This window comes from Akkermansia massiliensis (genome assembly GCF_018847375.1).
In the GTDB taxonomy this organism is placed as follows: domain Bacteria; phylum Verrucomicrobiota; class Verrucomicrobiia; order Verrucomicrobiales; family Akkermansiaceae; genus Akkermansia; species Akkermansia massiliensis.
The window spans coordinates 1,336,297-1,354,666 of record NZ_CP072036.1; the positions used below are offsets into that span (position 1 = coordinate 1,336,297).

Consider the following 18,370-nt stretch of genomic DNA (forward strand, 5'->3'; position numbering starts at 1 on the left):
TTTCCCCTGAAAAAATCATCCTGCCAATTCCACTTCGCCGTTTTGCCGGTCCGTAAACACGGCACGGCGATTGCCTCCGTGCTTTTGGCCGGAAAAAGAAATCCTTGTCTTGCAAAAAGACAAGGAGGATTTTTTACTGTTCAGCAGGGTTTTATTCCTCGCCGTTTTCCGGATCGGCCGGAGGGGCTTTGGGAAGGTTTTTATCAATGTCTTCCAGGAGGTTGACCAGGTCAACGCCGCGCTGGGCGGAGTCGTCCAGCCGGAACGACAGGCGCGGCGTGTTGCGCAGCACCACGCGCTTGGCTACGGCGGACTGGATGAGGCCATGCCTGGAGTTCAGTTTTTCCAGCACCTGGGCGGGGGACATTTTTCCTACGACGCCTACCCATACTTTTCCTTCTTTCAAGTCGTCCGTCACTTCCACTTCAATAACGGTGACAATCGTTCCGGGGAATTCAAAGTCCCGCTGGATGGTGGTGCCTATTTCACGGCGGAGGAGTTCATTTACCTTGTCAGTGCGTCTGCTCATATGAAGGGATAGAGTGATGGATGGACCGATTGGTTCAATCGGAGAAGGAAGAATGGGGGAGAAAGGACAGGGATGGAGCTTCTTTGAACGCCCGGAGGGGCGTGAAAGGGGCGTCCATCCCTGTTATATGATTCCTGCTTGGGGTTACAGCGTTTGCTGGATTTTTTCCAGCGTGTAGCATTCGATGATGTCGCCTGCCTCGTATTCGTTGAAGTCGCCCAGGCGGATGCCGCATTCCAGGCCGGCCTTGACTTCTTCCACTTCATCCTGGAAGCGGCGCAGGGTGGACATTTTACCGTCAAAGACGGGAGTCTTGTCGCGGATGACGCGCGCTTCACAGCTGCGGAGGATTTTTCCGTCCTCCACCATGCAGCCCGCCGCGCGGCCCTTGTTGAGTTTGAAGACCTGGAGCACTTTGGCGTGGCCGATGATGGTTTCACGCGTTTCCGGTTCCAGAAGACCCAGCATGGCATCCCTCACCTGGTCGATGAGTTCGTAAACGATGGAGTAAAGCTTTACCTGCACGCCTTCCCGCTTGAGCAGTTTCACGGCGTTGGCTTCCACCTTGACGTTGAAGCCCAGGATGACGGCGTCCGAGGAGGAGGCCAGCAGCACGTCCGATTCCGAGATGGGGCCGGCGGAGGCGTTCAGGAAGACGCATTCCACCTTGTCCGACTGGATGTCCATAATGGCCTTCTTGATGGCTTCCACGGAGCCCTGCACGTCCCCCTTGAGAAGGATCTTGAGCTGGGCTTTCTGGGTGCCGTCGCCCATCATGGCGAGCAGTTCTTCCATGCGGGCCTTGCGGGGCTGGGCCAGGCGCTGCTTGCGCAGTTCCTCCTGGCGTTCTTCGCCCAGCTTCTTGGCGGCGCGTTCGTTTTCCATTTCCACCAGTTCGTCGCCCACGTTCGGGGTTTCGGAAAAGCCGGTAATTTCCACGGGCATGCCGGGCCCCACTTTTTTGACGCGTTCGCCGTGGTCGTTGACCAGGGCGCGCACCTTGCCGGCGTACGGGCCGCAGATGAAGGGCATGCCTACGCGGATGGTGCCGCTTTCCACGATGGCCGTGGCGGAGCTGCCCGTGCCGGGTTCCACGCGGGCCTCAATGATGGAGGCGCGGCAGTTGGCCTTGGGATTGGCCTGGAGTTCGAGCACTTCCGACTGGAGGACGAGAAGGCCGAGAAGGTCGTCGATGCCGTCGCCGGTCAGGGCGGAGACTTCCACGCATTCCACGTTGCCGCCGAAGTCCGTGGGAACCAGCCCTTCCTCCATCAGGCCGCTCTTGGTCTTGACGGGGTCTGCGGCCGGAAGGTCGCATTTGTTGATGGCCACGATGATGGTTTTGCCGGCCGCCTTGGAGTGGGCGATGGCTTCCCTCGTCTGGGGCATGATGCCGTCATTGGCGGCCACTACCAGTACCACGATGTCCGTCACGTCCGCGCCGCGGGCGCGCATTTCCGTGAAGATGGCGTGTCCCGGGGTATCCAGGAAGGTGAGGGTGCTGCCGTTGTATTCCACCGTATAGGCGCCGATGTGCTGGGTGATGCCCCCGGCTTCCCCCTTGGCTACGCGCGCCTTGCGGATGTAGTCCAGCAGGGAGGTTTTGCCGTGGTCCACATGGCCCATGACGGTGATGATGGGTGTGCGCAGGATGAGGGTGGCCTTGGGTTCTTCCACCACCGGCACGGGTTCCGGTTCCTTGACCGGTTCCTGCTGGGCCTTGACGCCGCCGCCCTTTTCCCGTTTTTCACGGGCGAAGGTGTAGCCGTGCAGGTCGCAGATGGCGCTGACGGCGTCCGCGTCCAGCGGCGTATTCGGGTTGGCGAAGATGCCCATGCCCATCAGGTCCTTGATGATCTGGAAGGGCTTGGCTTGCAGCATGCCTGCCAGCTCGGAGACGGAGACGGGCGGCTTGAGGTTGATGATTTTATCGTCTGCGGAGTCCGTTTCCTGGGGGGCAGGCGCGGCAGATTCTGCGGCGGGTGCGGCCTGGGCAGGGGCGGTAGCCGGCTCGGAGGGAGCGGAGACGGACGCTTTTTTCTTGGGGCCGGAAAGCAAGTCGAGAGCTTCTTTCTTGACCGGGGCAGGACGGGATGGCGCCGGTGCGGGTTCCGGCTGGGGTGCGCGTTTCTTTTTGGGAGATCCGCCGATCAGATCCAACACTTCCTTTTTGGGTTCGTTCTCTTCTTGTTTATTAGGCATCTTAATTTAAGTTTGTTAGATATTGAGCGCCGCGCTCAACGGTTATTGGGAGATGAGGTCCCGGGCCTTGTCCAGAATCTGGGCGGCTTCCTCTGCGGGAATGCCCATGCTTTCCGCGATGTCGGAAGCTTCAAATCCGGTGAGGGCCACCAGGTCCGTCCCACCCATGGTCACCAGGCCCATGGCGGTTTCTTCCGGGATTTCCAGTTGTTCGCTGAGGGTCTTTGCGGCGGCCTGGCATTGGCGCATCACTTCCTCGGCCGCGGCCTGGTTCTGGCGTTTTTCCGCTTCCTGGACGTCAAAGACGCGCACCTGGACGTCCCAGCCCATCAGGCGGGAGGTGAGGCGGGCGTTCTGGCCCCTGCGGCCGATGGCCTTGGAGAGGTCCTTGTCGTCCTGGACGATGACGAAGATTTTTTTGGCTTCCTCGTCCACGGTGATTTCCCGCGGTTCCACGGGGCTGAGGGCCTCCCGGACGAAGATGACGGGGTCCTCCGTCCATTCCAGGATGTCCACTTTTTCGTTGTTGAGCTCCCGGACGATGTTCTTGACGCGGGCTCCGCGCATGCCTACGCATGCGCCCACCGGGTCCACCTTGTCGTCATGGCTGATGACGGCCACCTTGGTGCGGTAGCCCGCTTCACGGGCGATGCCGTGGATTTCTACGGTCTGGTCGCCTATTTCCACCACTTCCGATTCAAAGAGGCGGCGCACCAGATTCGGATGGCTGCGGGAGAGGATGACTTCCGGTCCGCGGGCTTCCGTGCGCACTTCCACCACGTAGAAGCGCATGCGGTCGCCGACGCTGTAGTCTTCATTCGGCACGCGTTCGCGGGAGGTCATGACGCCCTCGAATTTGCCGAGGTCCACAAAGATGTCCCCCTTTTCAAAGCGGCGGATGGTGCCCGTCACCAGATCGCCGGCGCGGTCCTTGAACTCGTCGTAAAGCATTTCCTTTTCCGCATCCAGCAGCTTCTGGAGCATGGTCTGGCGGGCAGTCTGTACCGCGATGCGGCCAAAGCCCTTCGGCGTGATGTTGGTGGGCAGCAGGTCGTGCAGGACGGCGTTCCGGTCCAGCTTGACGGCCAGGGAGAGGGGGATTTGGTTGAACTTGTCGGAGTATTCTTCATCCGGCACCACTTCCAGATCCGCAAAGATGCGCACCTTCCCCTTGTCCACGTTGATTTCAGCCCTCAGGTAGTTGATGCTGCCGGAGCCGGGAACCATCTTGCGGTAGGCGGAGAGAAAAGCGGATTCCAGAGCGAGAAGAATTTTTTCACGGGAGAGCCCTTTTTCCCTCTCGTAGTAGTCAATTAAAGCTTTGATATCGTTTGTCATGAGTGTGGAGGAGTGTGATGGATAGACAAAAAAGAGCGGGTCGACAGACCCACTCTCGAGTGTCTCTCGGGGTGTTTGCCTATCTAAGTAAGCATGAGGGGGCGGTCCTGGCAAGAAAAAACGCTTGTTCTATGCGGCATGCAAAAGACTGGGGATGATTCCGGAAGAAGGGTTTTCAGCGGTCCCCCGGAAGGGTGCGGGGCGGGGGTGTTTGAGGGCTTGACGGAGCCGGCAAAAACGGGAAGTATGCGTGCATGAAACTCGTCTCATGGAATGTGAACGGATTGCGGGCGATCCTCGGCAAGGGAATGGGGGATGCCGTGGAGGCGCTGGAGCCGGACGTCCTCTGCCTTCAGGAGATCAAGGCGCGTCCAGAACAGGTGAATGACCTGTGGATTTCCTCCTGGCCGCACCAGCTCTGGAATCCGGCGGAGAAGGCCGGTTATTCCGGCGTGCTGATCCTCAGCCGTGTGCAGCCCCTTTCCACGTCCACCGGAATCGGCTGGCCGGAGCATGACCGGGAGGGGCGCGTGTGCACGATGGAGTTTGAACAGTTTTACCTGGTCAACTGCTATACCCCCAATTCCCAGAACGAGCTGGTGCGCCTCCCGTACCGAGAACAGTGGGATGCTGCGTTCCGCAAGTATGTGGCGGCCTTGGCGGAAACCAAGCCGGTCGTCTTCTGCGGGGATTTGAATGTAGCCCATGAGGAGATCGACATCGCCCGCCCCAGGGAGAACCGTTTTTCCGCCGGGTTCAGCGACCAGGAGCGCGCCGGGTTCACGCTGCTGCTTGAGGCCGGGTTCACGGATACCTTCCGCGCCCTGCATCCGGAGGAACCGGGCTGGTACAGCTGGTGGTCCTACCGCGCAGGCGCCCGCGCCCGGAACGTCGGATGGCGCATTGACTACTTCTGCGTTTCCAATCCGCTGGCTCCCAGGGTGAAGGGCGCCGCCATCCATCCGGACGTGACGGGGTCCGACCACTGCCCCGTCAGCCTGGAAATTGACTGCTGAACGCGGTCTTCCATACGGTTTTCAACTGCAAAAAATTCATGATGATGGAACAAGAATTGCCTCTGCTGGTGGTTGCCACGCGCAACGCCCACAAGACCGGGGAAATCCGCGCCATGCTGGCCGGAGAATGGGAAGTGAAGGACCTTTCCGACTACCCCCAGGCTCCGCCCGTGGATGAAACGGGAGTCACGTTTACGGAGAACGCCACGCTCAAGGCGCTTTCCGCCTCCAGGTGCATTCCCGGCGTCCTGCTGGCGGATGATTCCGGGCTGGAGGTGGATGTGCTGGGCGGCCGTCCCGGCGTCTGGTCCTCCTCCTTCGGCGGGGAGGAAGGGAACCACGCGCGGAACAACCTCCGTATGATGGAGGAACTGCGGCGCGCCGGAGTCAAGCCGGGGGACAAGCCCTCCGCACGGTTCCGCTGCGTGATGGTGCTTGCCAGGAATGGCAGCGTGCTGGCGGAGTTTTCCGGTTCCGTGGAAGGCCACATGCTGACGAAACCGGCCGGGGAAGGGGGGTTCGGCTATGATCCGCTGTTTGTCCCGGAAGGCCATGAACTGAGTTTTGCCCAGCTTCCCATGGAGGTGAAGAATTCCATGTCGCACCGCGCCCGGGCTCTGGCGCAGGTGGTGGAATGGATGAAGGAATGCCGGGACTGATGGTTTTTCCGGGCATTTGATGGTGAACTGGCCTTGTTCCCGTATTTTTACGGGGAAGGTCAGTCCAGCCTGAACGCGCAGATCTGGAAGGGGGCCGGAGTTCCGGTATTCAGGAGCTGGTATTTGCCGGTGCGCCAGGAATGGTGCGGCAGGCGGGAAAGGAAATCCTCCACGGCTTCCGCTTCCGCATCCCCGCCTTCGTGGCCGGGATAGCACATGACGCTGAGAAGGCCGTTCGGGGCGATGAGGGCGGCGGCCTGTTCCAGCGCCGCCAGGGTGCAGCCCGTTCTGGTGACCGTTTTTTTATCCCCGCCCGGCAGGTAGCCCAGGTTGAAGACGACGGCCTTCACGGGACCGGTGACCAGTTCCGCCAGGCGGTCATGGCTGGCCAGATGGAGGTGGACGGCGGAGGTGAGCAGCCCTTCTTTCTCCAGACGCTCCCTGGTGGCGCGAATGGCTTCCTCCTGCACGTCAAAGGCGTGCACCTGGCCGGAAGGGCCGGCCAGACGGGCCAGGAAAACCGTGTCGTGTCCGTTGCCTGCCGTGGCGTCCACGACCGTATCCCCGGGCAGGACGACGCGGCTGATCCAGTCATGCGTGCAGGTCATGGGACGGCTGAGCAGGGAACATTTCATGACCGGGTTTTATAGGAGCCGCCCCTGTATGACAATTCGTTTGTAAAAATTCCCGTGCAGGAATGATGACAGGTTGTTTTTCAGCAACGCGTATGTTAGGAAGAGGCATAAAACCTTGTACATGCCTTTGCATGCGGGGATAAACCACTGACTTTGCAACGAAGATGACTGACAGACGCACTTTTCTAAAAGGGACTGCCGCCGTAGGGGCGCTGGCAGCCATATCGGACATGGATTCCCTGTTCGCCCAGGAGGCCGGAGCTTCGGCAGCTTCCGGCATTCCGGACCTGGTGGCCGTCCGCAACGGAACCCGTGCGGAAATGGTCAGGAAGGCCGTGGATACGCTGGGAGGCATGAAGGCATTCGTCAAGCCGGGCCAGACCGTCGTGATCAAGCCCAACATCGGCTGGAACAAGGCTCCGGAATTCGGCTCCAACACCCATCCTGAAACCGTCGCCACGCTGGTGGAGCTGTGCAAGCAGGCGGGGGCGAAGGAAGTCAGGGTATTCGACCACTGCTGCCACAACGGCGCCTATGAAGGCAGCGGCGTGAAAGAGGCCGTGGAAAAAGCCGGGGGCGTGATGGTGGACGGCGGCAATGAAGGGCAGTACGTGCAGACGGAAAACCCGAAGGCCAAAAAATTCACCTCCGCCAAGGTGCACAAGGCCGTGCTGGAAGCGGACGTTTATATCACCTGCCCCCCGCTCAAGCACCACAGCGGTTCCGAGATGACCGCCTGCATGAAAAACGTGATGGGCACCGTCTGGGACCGTGGAGCCATGCATAAGAACGACCTGCACCAGTGCATCGCGGACGCCGTGTATTTCCGCAAGCCGGACCTGTGCGTGCTGGACGCCTACATGCCCATGGTGCGCAACGGCCCCGTGGGGAAGGACACGAATGACCTGGTGGAGCGCAAAACCCTTCTGGCTTCCCGTGACATCGTAGCCATTGACGCCGCAGGCGCGGCCCTGCTGAACAAGGCCGGAAAGATCCGCCACGTGCAGCTTGGGGAAGAAATGGGGCTGGGCACCGCCGACCTTTCCAAGCTCAATATCCGCCGCATCAGCATGGCCTGACGCGGCGCCCCCTCCTGCGGATGACGCGAAGGGGGCCAACTTTCCGCCTCCGGCGGGTTTAAAATAAATATGTCAGTCATCAAAGCCTTTTTCGTCAGTCCGCTGAAGTGGCTCCGCGTGACGGTGGCCGTCATCTTCTTCCTCGGGATTGCGTACGCTTTCCTGCACCATATCCCCGCGTGGAACGTGCCGAACATGACGGGCGGCGGAGAGGGCATGGAAGACTCCTTTTTCCTGGCTCAGTGGCAATTCATTCCATCCGTGCTCGGGACTCTGGACGGGGTGGCCGTTTCCGCCGTGATTCTGGCGGTTCTGCTGCTGCTTACGCTGCTGTTCGGGAGGGTGTACTGCTCCTTCCTCTGTCCGCTGGGGATTCTCCAGGACATCGTTTTCAGAATCCGCCGCTGGATTGCGCCGAAGCGCTTCTTGAAGTTTGCGCGCCCCGTGCCGTGGGTGCGGTATGTGGTTCTGGTTTTGCTGGCCGCCTGCTGCGTGACGGGACTGGCCGGACTTTCCCTGAACTGGCTGGACCCGTACAGCATTTTCGGGCGCATCATGTATGTGCTGGCGTGGCCTGCCGCCATCTGGAGCAATAACCTGCTGGCGGCTGACAGTTCTTCCGCGGACCTGGTCCGGATGAATTATTTTCCCGTGGCTCTCCCGGCTCTGCTGGCTTCTGCCGGCATGCTCGGCCTGGTGGTCGCCATGAGCGCCTGGAAAGGGCGGTTGTACTGCAATACGGTATGCCCCGTCGGTACTCTGCTGGGGCTGCTTTCCCGCGTTTCCCTCTTCCGGCTGGGCTTTGATCCCGTCTCCTGCAAGAAATGCGGCAAATGCGTCAAATCATGCAAGGCCCAGTGCCTGAACCTCAAGGAATACAAAATAGACGCCTCCCGCTGCGTAGCATGCTATGACTGCGTGCGTTCGTGCAGCGAGGGGGGGATACGCTACCGCTGGTTTGCCAAAACCCGCCGCCTGATTCCCGCCAGGAAGAAAAAAACCGCTCCGGCGCCCGCTCCCGCTTCTTCTGCCGCGGTTCCCTTCATTGCCGGGAGCTCCCGCCGCCAGTTCCTGGGGGCTACGGCGGCCGGCCTGGCTACGGCGGCTCTTTCCGGATGCCGGGGCGACGCCGCCCAGAGGCTGGACCCCACCCAGTGCGTTCTTCCTCCCGGAGCCGGTTCCCTGGAACGTTTTCTGGATGTTTGCACCGGCTGCCAGATGTGCATTGCCAACTGCCCTACCCATGTGCTCCAGCCCGCCTATTTGCAGCTTGGGCTGAAAGGGTTCATGAAGCCCCGGATGGATTTTTCCACCAAGTATTGTCTGTACGACTGCCACCGCTGCGCGGAAGTCTGCCCCACAGGAGCCATTCGCAGGCTGCCCATTACTGCGGAGAGGGATACCGCGGAAATTACGAAGGATACCACGCGCATCGCCGTAGCCCGGTTTTACGTCTGCCGCTGCCTGGTTGCCCGGGAGGACATGGACTGCGGCGCCTGTACGGAGCATTGCCCCACCAAGGCCCTTTATACGGTGCCCTACATCGGGCGGGACGGCCAGGAACACCGCCTGCCCAGGCTGGACCCCTCCCTGTGCATCGGCTGCGGCGCGTGCGAACATGCCTGCCCCGTCACCACGGAACGGCCTGAGGAACGCGCGCGCCTGAATACCTGCAACCTGTGCGAGGAAAAGTGCGAGTTCAAAAAGCGCCGGGAAATGCCGCCCCGCGCGCTCGTCGTCCGCGCCGTGAATCCCCAGCAGAAAGCCGTGAAGAAGTTTGAGGAAAAGGCCGTGGACCCGGTGGGCGATGCGGACTTCCCGTTCTGAATAGGGTCCGTGAAGGCCGGGATGCCTGTTTTGTCCACGCCATGGGCGGCCCCATTCCCCTGTGTTGCCTGATGCCCGCGCTGCCGGGAACAAGGGCCTCCGGGCCCTTGAAAAACCCTTTCATCATGAAAAACTCCGACCATTCTTTTACTTGCATGTGCAGGTAAATCATTGATGGTCAAATTGCGGTAAAAAAGTTAAGTCTATGTGGGAATGGATGGAAAGTGAAATTCTTGAATTCGTGATGGACAGGCTGGCGGATGCCTTCAGCCTATCGCCCCTCTATCCGGAGGAATGGATCCTGATACGGTTCATCAATGCTTTTCTATTGGTGTGCGCCGTGGCGTTTCTGCTGGCTGCGGGGGCGCTGGGATGGTCTCCCTTCCTGATTGCGGCGGCTCTTCTGCTGATAGGCTCCATCACCCGGCTGGCGGTGTGGAAGCTGATGAAATGAGGGCTTCCGGCGGCCTCACGCTTTCTTTTCCAGAAACACCGTGGTCATCCCTCCGGCCTCTTTCCGGTACAGTTCCGTATAGCCCAGTTTGAGGTACAGATACAGGGTTTCAGGAGTATCTGCCGAAGTGAACAGAAGGTAGGCGGCTGCCTGTCCGCGGAAGTGTTCTTCCAGGGCAAGCATGAGTTGCTGGCCGATTCCCCTGTTCCGGCGGGCCGGGTCCACAACCAGCTTGCCGACATGGCAGACGTTTTTGCCGTCCAGACAGCCCCTGACGGAGCCGACGATGCGGCTGTTTTCCGTATACTTGAAGAAGACGCTGTTCCGCGCCTCTTCCCGCAAATGTTCCAGGGTTTGTTCCAGAGGCGGGATGCTGGCGAGTCCAAGCCGCTCCGCCACTTCTCCGAAGGCGAGTAATTGAAGCTTCAGGATTGCCGGAAAATCTTCCCGGGACGCTTGCCGGATCATGCCTCCATCATGGTTCCGTAACAGGACGGAAGCCATGAAAAAAAGCGGAATGTCATTTTTCCGGAGGGTCCGGGACGATGCCTCCCAGCCCGATGCGCATGTTCAGGGGGTGGCGTATGACGGTTGGACGGCCAATGTATTTTACACAGCAGCTTAAAGTAGCGGGAGAGTGCGGAAAGGAATAGGTGATGAGCTGCGCGGTTTCATCCTCCGGATCCTTGTTGGACATGATCTGCATGCCCCCTTCCACATGGAAGCCGCTGAAATGCGGATTTCCATGGTGACCCTTCAACTTGAAGGTGGCCCGGAATTCCTTTGCTGAGGGCTTGATGCTGAGGAGGGTGGCCTGAACCTGGAAGGGAGGATAATCTCCGGATGCCCCCGGAACGTCGATCGCCCATTGTTTGCCCGGTTCTGCGGGAATCGTCCGGGCCGGAGTTGTCCGGACCTCTCCGGCCGGCACGCGGAGCTCCCCGGTCAGCAGCCATCCCTTGTCGCCGGGAGGCAGTGAACGGGGAAGAGGGAAAAAGAGCATATTGTAGGTGGAAGTGCCCCATGTGGGGGGATGAACCCGGCAGTGAACGGCTGTTTTTCCGCCGGGGGTGGAAAGGTTGATGTAACTGGCGCCCTGCTGTTCCATATCATTAAGCAGGGTGTGGTTTTTATCCGTATGAATGTAAATGCCGAGGAAGACGGGTTCATGGCCTTCTTTATGGAAAACCCAATTGTATAATTTTACCTGAAGAGCCGGTGACGGTTGTGCGGAGAGGCCGGATTCATGGTTGTTCACCGCTTCCCGGGGAGTGGAAGGCGGAGAGGGGGAAGGGTTCACGGCCAGGTCAATGGGAACATCCAGTGAATGTTTGCGGGGAAGGTAAACGACGCCGAGATTCAATTCACGGGGAAGGGAAGGGGATGGTTTTCCCGCTCCTTCTTCCATTTCATGCAGGCAGGAAATGCTGGTTTTACCATCTTTATGTTCTGTGATTTCCGGCGTATGGGCGCGCCGCAGGCCCGGTATGGGGAGTCCGGAGGAATCCAGAATGGCAAAGCCTTGAATGGAAGCGGAAGAGGGGAATTCCGCCTCGCAGGAGAGGGCGGTCCGCTCTTCGTTGGTTTTCAGCTGAATGGAAGCAGTGTTGCTGGCGGAATCGGCCCGGGCGATGTCGCTGTCCTCCCGGACGTTCGGTTCCGGAAGGTCCAGATAAAAAGTCTGGGGTTCTTCCGCCGGTTTGACCGTTTGCTTCAGCATCAGCCGCTGCGGTTCCGGGCAGAACTGGACGGTCCAGGTCCCGCGGATGCGCAGCCATTCCGATTGAGGGGCCGGAAGCTCCCTGAATCCGCAGGAGAATTGCAGGGTTTTGTAGGGTGAACCGGGAGAGGATGATGAGTTGGACCCGATGACATGGGAAGGATTGAGCTTGCCGGGCGTTCCCCATGGCTGATAGGGATTGCAGGGTATTTCTTTTCCGGTTGAATCCTGCATGACCAGGCGCGTGAGCTGCCCTTCCCCGGAAGAAGGAATGACAAAGGTTCCTTTGCCTTGCAGCATGATGGAGATTCCGAGATGGACATGGCCGGGTTCGTCCATATAGGAAATGCGCCAATCATCCAGGACGGCGGTAAAACGGGGTTGGTCCGCGGATGGAGGCCGGGCGGCGGCCGCCAGGGGGGCCAGCAAGGCGGCTAAAGCAAGAATGCGGGGGAAAACCATTTGATTTTAATTGGGGAAATGCCTTAAAGGGAAAGTTTTTGAATAACATATTCTTCGTTTACGGCAAGATAAAACACTGATGCCCGATTTTCCTTGATGATGCGGAAGTTGATACGCTAGAGTAAAAGAACCATGTTGCAGGCGGACGGCATTACATATGAAATAGAAACACCGGATGGTCCTTTGAAATTATTGGACAATGTTAGTTTTAATGTGCCTCGCGGGCATTTTATGGCTGTTGTTGGCCCTTCCGGTTGTGGAAAGACCACCTTGTTAAAGGCGATTGCGGGCATGATTGCGGAAACGGACGGACGTTTTTTCTGGAACGGCCATGATTTGGCGGAAGAGGACTTCGAGCCGTCGGAAATCGGGTTCGTTCCCCAGTTCAGCATTGCCTATGACCAGTTGAGCGTGGATGAGAACGTGGAGAGCGCCGCCAGGCTCCGCTGCCGGTTCGATTCCGTGGACGATTTGGACGACAGCATTGACAATGCCCTGGAGGTAACGGGGATGGAGGGGATTGCGGACCGGGATGTGAAGATTCTTTCCGGCGGCCAGAAGCGCCGCCTGGCGCTGGCCATGGAGCTGGTGTCCAATCCGCGTCTGCTGATTTGCGATGAGGTGACGTCCGGCCTGGACCCGAGGTCCGAGCACGATATTGTGGACCTCCTGCATGAAATCTCCCGTTCGGAAGGCCGCATCGTCATTTCCGTCACGCACAGCCTTTCCCACCTGGACATGTATGATTCCATCCTGGTCATGCACCAGGGCTGCGTGGCCTATCACGGTTCTCCGAAGACGATGCTGCATTACTTCGGCGTTTCCTCGCTGGAAGAGATTTATCCGAAGCTTCAGGACCGTGAAGGACCCTCCTGGTGCCGTTCGTGGGGCAAGCACCGGGATTCCTATTATTCCCGCCTGGAACAGGAAAGGGAGAAGAAGATTCTTTCCGGAGAATTGCCGGACCCTGATGCCGTCCGCAGCAATGTGGAGGCGGAGAAGGCTCCCGAGGAACCCGGAACGGAAAAGGGGGACGCCGTGCGGAGCGATTCCGGGGAAACTGCGCCTGCGGAAGGGAACGGGAATTCCCCGGAGGCCGCGGCGGAAGCCATTCCGGAGGTTCCGGGATTCTTCACGCAGTTCTTCTGCCTGCTGGGACGGCGCTGGCGCATCTTTTTCCGCGACCGTTCCCAGTTGGTTCTTCAACTGGTGATGGTGCTGCTGTTCCCGGTGCTGGTAGCCATGTTCACGGACAAGGGGACCGGGCAGATCGTGGGCCTTTCCGCCACGCAGGACGTCCAGACCATCCAGAAGGACATGGAAGCCCAGCAGTTGAACATGAAGACGGGTTCCGCTGTCTCCGGCATCATCATGTTCGAGGTGATTCTGCTGGGCCTGATGGGTTCCAACAATGCCGCCCGGGAGGTGGCCGGAGAACGGGCCATCATGGAAAAGGAGAAATACGCGGGAATGAGGCCCTCCGCGTACCTGGGGAGCAAGCTGGCCTACTTGAGCGTTCTGGTGCTGGTGCAGTCCGTCTGGATGTTCGCCTTTGTGGACTTCTTCTGGGACCGCGGCGGGGGCCTGACGCACCTGCTGTTCCTGATTCTGGCGGATGCCGCCATGACCTTTGTATGCCTGGGCATTTCCTCCCTGGCCCGGAGTGCGGACCAGGCCTCCCTCCTGAGCATTTACCTGGTGGGCTTCCAGCTTCCCCTTTCCGGAGCGGTGCTGGCCCTTCCGGAACAGGTGGAGGGCTTCATACGGCCCTTCATTTCCGCATACTGGGCGTGGTCCGGCAGCATCTCCGCCCTGAAATCTGACGTGTACAACGCCGTCAAGAATGTGCTGGATACGGACCTGACGCCCGCGCTGACCTGTTACATTGTTCTGGGCGTGCATGTTGCATGCGGCATTGCGGCTTCCTACGCGGGAATCCGACGCTCGCGCTGGGAGCTGTAATTTAATGCGTGCACTTGCACGGAGTTCGTTATATACTTTTTCCATCAAAAGTTATGGCGAGACGACGTGCAGCAAAAAAGAAGAGTTCCTCATCATCCACGCCGATGCTGATGGCCGGCGCGGCTGTTCTTGTGCTGGCCGTCATCGTGGCGTTTGTCGTGTTCCGTGCTAGGGAGAAGCCGCAGGCGGGGTCGGATATTCCGCTGGATATCCTGGCGGCGAACGCCTCCCAGCTTTCCAATAACAACTATGCGCTGGACGGAACGGTGATCGACCGTTTTCCGCGCGGCGAGTCCGAGCTGATTTCCTTTTTGTACAGGGACGCTTCCGGTCGTGAGTACATTATTCCCGTCTGTGTTTCTGCGGAAGCCAGGAACGGACTGAACATCAACCGGGACCAGCAATACAGAATAGAGTTCCGGGTGGAAGACGTCAATCCGAAGGTGCGCGGCGTATGCGTAGCCACATCCATTCAGCCTAAATGAACAACCTTCCCCGCCCCATGAAAAGCTGCTTTCTCCTGACCCTGGCCTGCGCGGTTCCCGCATTGGGGCAGATGATGTACAATCCCCCCGCTTCCGGCGGCGGTGCGCCTGCCGCGCCCCCTTCCTCCCCGCCTGCCGCGCAGCCGAATGCCTACCAGCCTTCCCGGCAGGGAGATGCCAAGTCCCTGTACGGCAATGAAATTCCTTTCCTGAATCCCCAGGACGGCACCGTGACCATCAACGGAACAACGCTGAACATGGGCAGTTTCCGGGAAATTGAGGCGCGCTTCAATAAGTACCTGAGCCAGCCGGAGGAAAGCACGGAGGATGCGAAGGAATACCAGAAGATTTTTGAAAAGCTTCATGAGACGCTTTCCATGCGCAAGGAAAAGCTGATGGCGGACAACGTGGTGCGGCAGGTGGTGGACCTGCTGACCGCCGCCTCCAGCAATCCGCTGGACGGTGGCGTTTCCGATGCCCTCTGCCAGGCTATCTACACCGCATGGCAGGCCAAGAGCAATGGAAAGAACAAGGGGAAGATGCTTGAAGCGATGGAGAGGGAAATACGCAGCAATGCCCAGAAAATGAGCCTCATGGAGAGCGGCGTGACCACCAGCTCCGGCTCTCCCTCCAACCAGAAGGGCGGGAAAAAGGGCACTTCTGCCAATAATCCGGCCAAGAACAACCCACGCTACAAGTACCTGGAAAAGCGCATGGTGGAAATGGAGGCCCGCAAGCTGAAGCTGGAGAGTGAACAGGTGCTGACGGTGACGGAAGCGAAGATCGTTTTCCAGTCCACGCTGGTTCAGTTATTCGCTCAGCGGCGCTTTGACCATGTTTCCATAGGCTGCGGCATTTACAGCCGCCTGTTCAATGACGGGGATACCAAGCTGCGGCTGGACAAGAATTCGGACGCCGCCAAGATGTTCAGCGGAACGCTGGGCACCCCGCCCACCGTCGCCATTCTGGACAACCTTTCCCGGGAGCTGGCCCGTGATTCCGACCGCCACATGAAGGCCGTGAACAACCTGGTTGATTCCCATCATTACGTGGATGCCCTGGAACGGTTGAATGAGGCGCTGCTGATCGGGGAGTTCATGCCCGCCGTGAACACGTTCCCGTATGAAAAGAAGCAGAAGCTGTACGCCTTCAAGCGGGACGTGGAGAAGCTGTTTGAGCTGATGAACGGCAAGGATTACGAGGAAGCCCTCACCCTGGTGGAAAACCTCAAGAAGACCTCCCGGGATTTCAGCACGGGCCGTGCGGAATCCGCCATCAGCGCCGCCGTGTTCGCCAGTGACGCCTATATCGCCCAGGGCCAGGAAGCCCTCGCCAGAGGTGACCGGGCCAAGCTGGAGGAATGCCTGAAGAGCGCCATTGAAATCTGGCCCAAGAACCCCCGCCTTCTTCCGCTGCGGAACGCCATGATGGCCGCCGGTCAGCAGTCCCACGCGCTGGAGGACTTCAAGCGCTTCCACAAGAATAAGAATTACCGCCGCATCTTTGACAACCAGCATGAATTCGCCGTTCTGGTGAAGGATGATCCGGAACTCCAGAAGCAGTTTGTGGAAGACCTTGGCAAGATGGCCGTTATTGAACGGGCTCTGGGCGCGGCGCGCCAGCGCGAAGCCATGCAGGACGTGTACGGCGCCTGGGAGGAACTCCAGCAGCTCCGTTCCAAGGACCAGGAGCTGTTCATCAATGACCAGGAATTGAACGCCCAGTATCTGGACCTGACGACGAAGGCGAGTACCCTGGTGAACCTGCTGAATGATGCGGAAAAGTGCAGGAACGCGGGAGAAGTAGGTTCCGCCCTGGGCAAGTACATGGAGGCCAAAAAGCTGTACCTGTATTCCCGCTTTGCCAAGGAAGGCATCGAATCCCTGTTGAACGAGGTTCTTCCGCTGAACTAGGGAAGTTTTCCGTTCAGCGGTGCGGCTGCGGAGACGGAGTATTTGCTTTTTTTCCGGAGCGGCGCCGTTATGCTACGGCCCATGAAGGCAGTATACCTGTGTTTGTGCATGCTGGCGGCGTTCTGTTTTTCGGCCGCGGCTCTTCCCGCGGATTGCAGCCAGGTGATTGTGGGTTCCGCGGACGGCTGGAACAGCTCCCATGTGCAATTGAGCCTTCTGGAGAAGGGGCCGCGCGGCTGGGTGATGGTGAAAGGTCCGTTTCCGGCGCGTCTGGGAAAGTCCGGTCTGGTGTGGGGCAGGGGCGTCAGCATGCCTCCCTCCGGCGGTCCGGTGAAGAAGGAGGGGGACTTGCGCTCTCCCGCCGGCATCTTTGAGCTGGGGGGCGTGTATGGCACCGTTCCCGTTCCGCAGAAGAAGCGTTCCATGCCGTACCGCCGCATCACGCCGCGGGACATGTGGGTGGATGATCCCGCTTCTCCACTGTACAACCAGCACTTCGTGCTGAAGCATGACCCCGTCACGCCGTGGGAGTTCAAGCAGCAGATGAAGCTGAACGATTACGCCCACAGCCTGAAACTGTTCATCCGGCATAATGCCGCATCCGGACGGGAAAAACCCGTGCCGGGGGCCGGTTCCTCCATCTTCTTCCATATCTGGCGCAGGGATGGAGGAGCTCCCACGGCGGGGTGCACCGCCATGAGCGAGGAAAATTTGAGAGCCATGATCGCATGGCTGGACCCCTCCCGGCATCCCCTTTACATCCTGTTGCCCGCCAAGGAATACCTGCGCCTGCGCGGAGCCTGGGGATTGCCGTGACGGTCATGGTCCTTTTCTCATTCCGTCGCCGGGAAGGGGGACACGGGGCTTCAAGTTTTTCCAGTCCGTGGCGGCATAGGCGCAAGCGTGTGGGCTGCATGGTTTTGCACGTTTTTGACCGGGGCGAGGCCGAAGGTTTTCCGGAAAGAGAAGGCGGAGGGCGAAAGAGGATTTTGTGAAAGAGGGATAAAACGCGTCGTCCTGTAAACGCAAGAAGCCGGCCTTTTTCCAAAGGCCGGCTTCTGCATGATAAAACGGTTATTGTTCCTGGGCCTGGGGAGCGGAAGCTTCCGGCTGGAGCAGGGGAGTGGAGGTTTCCTTCACTTCCTCCATGGAAACCTGTTCTTCCTGGGGCTCGCGGGTTTCGCGGGGCTGCCGGGACTGTTCCTGGCGTTCATTGGCGCCGCTGACCAGCAGGTTCCTGCCCATGAAGGGCTGGTTGTGGAGGATGTCCACGGAACGGACGGCATCTTCCATCTTCTTCATTTCCACAAAGGCATAGCCCTTGGACTTGTGGGTGCGGGGGTTGTAAATGATTTCCACGGAGCTGACTTCCCCGATGCCCTTGAACACGTCTTCAAGGTCGCTTTCCGTCGCTTCATAGGAAAGGTTGCCCACGTAAAGCCTGCGGTTGGAGACGGGCTGCTTGGGAGCGGAAACGCGCTCCTGCCTGTTACGGGCCACGCGGGTATTGGTTTTGGCGGCGGCTTTATCCCTGGCGGCGGGTTTGTTGTTCTTGGCCGGGCGGATGCCGAAGAGGCCCAGGAAACGCTGCCACAAGGAGAGTTTGGCAGGTGCTTCTTTTTTATACTTGGGACGGTAGCCGCTGGAATCCCGGCGGTCATTGCCATAGGAGCGTCCGCCCTTGTTATAGCGGCGACGGGCTCCCTGGCCCTGTCTTCCCTGTGTGTTGTGCTGTGACATACTTATATTCTAAGTTGATGATTATGTTGGTGTCATGCCGGATTTATCGCTGTACGCAGTAAGTTCCATCCGGAAAATCGCCGGGACGTTCCGCTACCATGAGAAAAGCCAGGAGTAAGGATGCCCCGTGCCCCGATCAACGGTCCATGCGTGGTCTGATAGGGGGGCGATCAGGCTAGGTGCGGTACCAGTCCGGTCGATTGACGCGTATACCAATGCACAGGGAGCCGGATTCTTGCAAGCCGGTATACCGTCATTTTGGGCTTTCCGCCCGTCCGGAGACAGGAAGACCGTCCGGAAGGGCGCATTATTCCGGGCGGAAAGCGGCAGGGTGAGCATGCAACTTGAC

16 protein-coding genes are annotated in these 18,370 nt (G+C 59.3%); 9 read left to right on the forward strand and 7 right to left on the reverse strand.

What is annotated here, in order from left to right; genetic code table 11:
• Positions 1–151: 151 nt before the first annotated feature.
• The 3 genes from rbfA to nusA form a co-directional block, all read right to left on the reverse strand.
• Positions 152–529 carry a 30S ribosome-binding factor RbfA gene (rbfA, locus tag J5W70_RS05545; RefSeq protein ID WP_102721122.1) on the reverse strand — a complete coding sequence of 126 codons (378 nt, stop codon included), beginning with the start codon at positions 527–529 and terminating at the stop codon, positions 152–154.
• A 144-nt stretch (positions 530–673) separates the two neighbouring features.
• Complete coding sequence (gene infB, locus J5W70_RS05550; protein ID WP_022396917.1) at positions 674–2,731, reverse strand: translation initiation factor IF-2; 2,058 nt, start codon at positions 2,729–2,731, stop codon at positions 674–676.
• A 42-nt stretch (positions 2,732–2,773) separates the two neighbouring features.
• Complete coding sequence (gene nusA, locus J5W70_RS05555) at positions 2,774–4,069, reverse strand: transcription termination factor NusA (RefSeq protein ID WP_022396916.1); 1,296 nt, start codon at positions 4,067–4,069, stop codon at positions 2,774–2,776.
• 254 nt (positions 4,070–4,323) lie between these two features.
• On the opposite strand from nusA, the gene J5W70_RS05560 reads away from it, so the two are divergent.
• Positions 4,324–5,085: an exodeoxyribonuclease III gene (locus J5W70_RS05560; protein ID WP_022396915.1), complete on the forward strand. Its 762-nt coding sequence runs from the start codon at positions 4,324–4,326 to the stop codon at positions 5,083–5,085.
• Between the two features lie 38 nt (positions 5,086–5,123).
• Positions 5,124–5,744 (forward strand): non-canonical purine NTP pyrophosphatase, encoded by a 621-nt coding sequence (locus tag J5W70_RS05565; protein WP_022396914.1) that lies wholly within the window; start codon positions 5,124–5,126, stop codon positions 5,742–5,744.
• A gap of 59 nt (positions 5,745–5,803) precedes the next feature.
• Here the strand turns inward: J5W70_RS05565 and mnmM are convergent, their stop codons facing one another.
• Complete coding sequence (gene mnmM / locus J5W70_RS05570; RefSeq protein WP_022396913.1) at positions 5,804–6,379, reverse strand: tRNA 5-(aminomethyl)-2-thiouridylate-methyltransferase MnmM; 576 nt, start codon at positions 6,377–6,379, stop codon at positions 5,804–5,806.
• 164 nt (positions 6,380–6,543) lie between these two features.
• Here mnmM and J5W70_RS05575 point away from each other — a divergent pair, with 164 nt between their 5' ends.
• The 3 genes from J5W70_RS05575 to J5W70_RS05585 all read left to right on the forward strand — a co-directional run bounded on the left by J5W70_RS05575 (position 6,544) and on the right by J5W70_RS05585 (position 9,739).
• Complete coding sequence (locus J5W70_RS05575) at positions 6,544–7,458, forward strand: DUF362 domain-containing protein (RefSeq protein ID WP_022396912.1); 915 nt, start codon at positions 6,544–6,546, stop codon at positions 7,456–7,458.
• Positions 7,459–7,527: 69 nt separating this feature from the next.
• Positions 7,528–9,285, forward strand: a complete 1,758-nt coding sequence (locus tag J5W70_RS05580) for a 4Fe-4S binding protein (RefSeq protein ID WP_022396911.1) — start codon at positions 7,528–7,530, stop codon at positions 9,283–9,285.
• Positions 9,286–9,502: 217 nt separating this feature from the next.
• Positions 9,503–9,739: a hypothetical protein gene (locus tag J5W70_RS05585; RefSeq protein WP_215832970.1), complete on the forward strand. Its 237-nt coding sequence runs from the start codon at positions 9,503–9,505 to the stop codon at positions 9,737–9,739.
• Between the two features lie 15 nt (positions 9,740–9,754).
• On the opposite strand, the gene J5W70_RS05590 is transcribed toward J5W70_RS05585, so the two are convergent.
• Complete coding sequence (locus J5W70_RS05590) at positions 9,755–10,207, reverse strand: GNAT family N-acetyltransferase (protein ID WP_180971116.1); 453 nt, start codon at positions 10,205–10,207, stop codon at positions 9,755–9,757.
• Between the two features lie 52 nt (positions 10,208–10,259).
• Positions 10,260–11,921 (reverse strand): hypothetical protein, encoded by a 1,662-nt coding sequence (locus J5W70_RS05595; protein ID WP_022396908.1) that lies wholly within the window; start codon positions 11,919–11,921, stop codon positions 10,260–10,262.
• A gap of 132 nt (positions 11,922–12,053) precedes the next feature.
• Here J5W70_RS05595 and J5W70_RS05600 point away from each other — a divergent pair, with 132 nt between their 5' ends.
• The 4 genes from J5W70_RS05600 to J5W70_RS05615 all read left to right on the forward strand — a co-directional run bounded on the left by J5W70_RS05600 (position 12,054) and on the right by J5W70_RS05615 (position 17,097).
• Positions 12,054–13,883, forward strand: a complete 1,830-nt coding sequence (locus tag J5W70_RS05600) for an ABC transporter ATP-binding protein/permease (protein ID WP_022396907.1) — start codon at positions 12,054–12,056, stop codon at positions 13,881–13,883.
• Between the two features lie 53 nt (positions 13,884–13,936).
• Entirely contained in the window at positions 13,937–14,368 is a 432-nt protein-coding gene (locus J5W70_RS05605; RefSeq protein WP_146019988.1) for a hypothetical protein, read from the forward strand.
• 17 nt (positions 14,369–14,385) lie between these two features.
• The gene (locus J5W70_RS05610; protein ID WP_146019374.1) at positions 14,386–16,281 is read left to right on the forward strand and encodes a hypothetical protein; all 1,896 of its coding nucleotides are present in this window, start codon (positions 14,386–14,388) and stop codon (positions 16,279–16,281) included.
• 81 nt (positions 16,282–16,362) lie between these two features.
• Positions 16,363–17,097 carry a L,D-transpeptidase family protein gene (locus J5W70_RS05615; protein WP_022396904.1) on the forward strand — a complete coding sequence of 245 codons (735 nt, stop codon included), beginning with the start codon at positions 16,363–16,365 and terminating at the stop codon, positions 17,095–17,097.
• Between the two features lie 258 nt (positions 17,098–17,355).
• Here J5W70_RS05615 and J5W70_RS05620 read toward each other — a convergent pair whose 3' ends face one another.
• The gene (locus J5W70_RS05620) at positions 17,356–18,021 is read right to left on the reverse strand and encodes an RNA-binding protein (RefSeq protein WP_022396903.1); all 666 of its coding nucleotides are present in this window, start codon (positions 18,019–18,021) and stop codon (positions 17,356–17,358) included.
• Positions 18,022–18,370: the final 349 nt, after the last annotated feature.

Coding starts and splice junctions, on each gene's coding strand:
- rbfA (WP_102721122.1), bottom strand. CDS start 529: ATGAGCAGACGCACTGACAAGGTAAATGAACTCCTCCGCCGTGAAATA.
- infB (WP_022396917.1), bottom strand. CDS start 2,731: ATGCCTAATAAACAAGAAGAGAACGAACCCAAAAAGGAAGTGTTGGAT.
- nusA (WP_022396916.1), bottom strand. CDS start 4,069: ATGACAAACGATATCAAAGCTTTAATTGACTACTACGAGAGGGAAAAA.
- J5W70_RS05560 (WP_022396915.1), top strand. CDS start 4,324: ATGAAACTCGTCTCATGGAATGTGAACGGATTGCGGGCGATCCTCGGC.
- J5W70_RS05565 (WP_022396914.1), top strand. CDS start 5,124: ATGATGATGGAACAAGAATTGCCTCTGCTGGTGGTTGCCACGCGCAAC.
- mnmM (WP_022396913.1), bottom strand. CDS start 6,379: ATGAAATGTTCCCTGCTCAGCCGTCCCATGACCTGCACGCATGACTGG.
- J5W70_RS05575 (WP_022396912.1), top strand. CDS start 6,544: ATGACTGACAGACGCACTTTTCTAAAAGGGACTGCCGCCGTAGGGGCG.
- J5W70_RS05580 (WP_022396911.1), top strand. CDS start 7,528: ATGTCAGTCATCAAAGCCTTTTTCGTCAGTCCGCTGAAGTGGCTCCGC.
- J5W70_RS05585 (WP_215832970.1), top strand. CDS start 9,503: ATGGAAAGTGAAATTCTTGAATTCGTGATGGACAGGCTGGCGGATGCC.
- J5W70_RS05590 (WP_180971116.1), bottom strand. CDS start 10,207: ATGATCCGGCAAGCGTCCCGGGAAGATTTTCCGGCAATCCTGAAGCTT.
- J5W70_RS05595 (WP_022396908.1), bottom strand. CDS start 11,921: ATGGTTTTCCCCCGCATTCTTGCTTTAGCCGCCTTGCTGGCCCCCCTG.
- J5W70_RS05600 (WP_022396907.1), top strand. CDS start 12,054: ATGTTGCAGGCGGACGGCATTACATATGAAATAGAAACACCGGATGGT.
- J5W70_RS05605 (WP_146019988.1), top strand. CDS start 13,937: ATGGCGAGACGACGTGCAGCAAAAAAGAAGAGTTCCTCATCATCCACG.
- J5W70_RS05610 (WP_146019374.1), top strand. CDS start 14,386: ATGAAAAGCTGCTTTCTCCTGACCCTGGCCTGCGCGGTTCCCGCATTG.
- J5W70_RS05615 (WP_022396904.1), top strand. CDS start 16,363: ATGAAGGCAGTATACCTGTGTTTGTGCATGCTGGCGGCGTTCTGTTTT.
- J5W70_RS05620 (WP_022396903.1), bottom strand. CDS start 18,021: ATGTCACAGCACAACACACAGGGAAGACAGGGCCAGGGAGCCCGTCGC.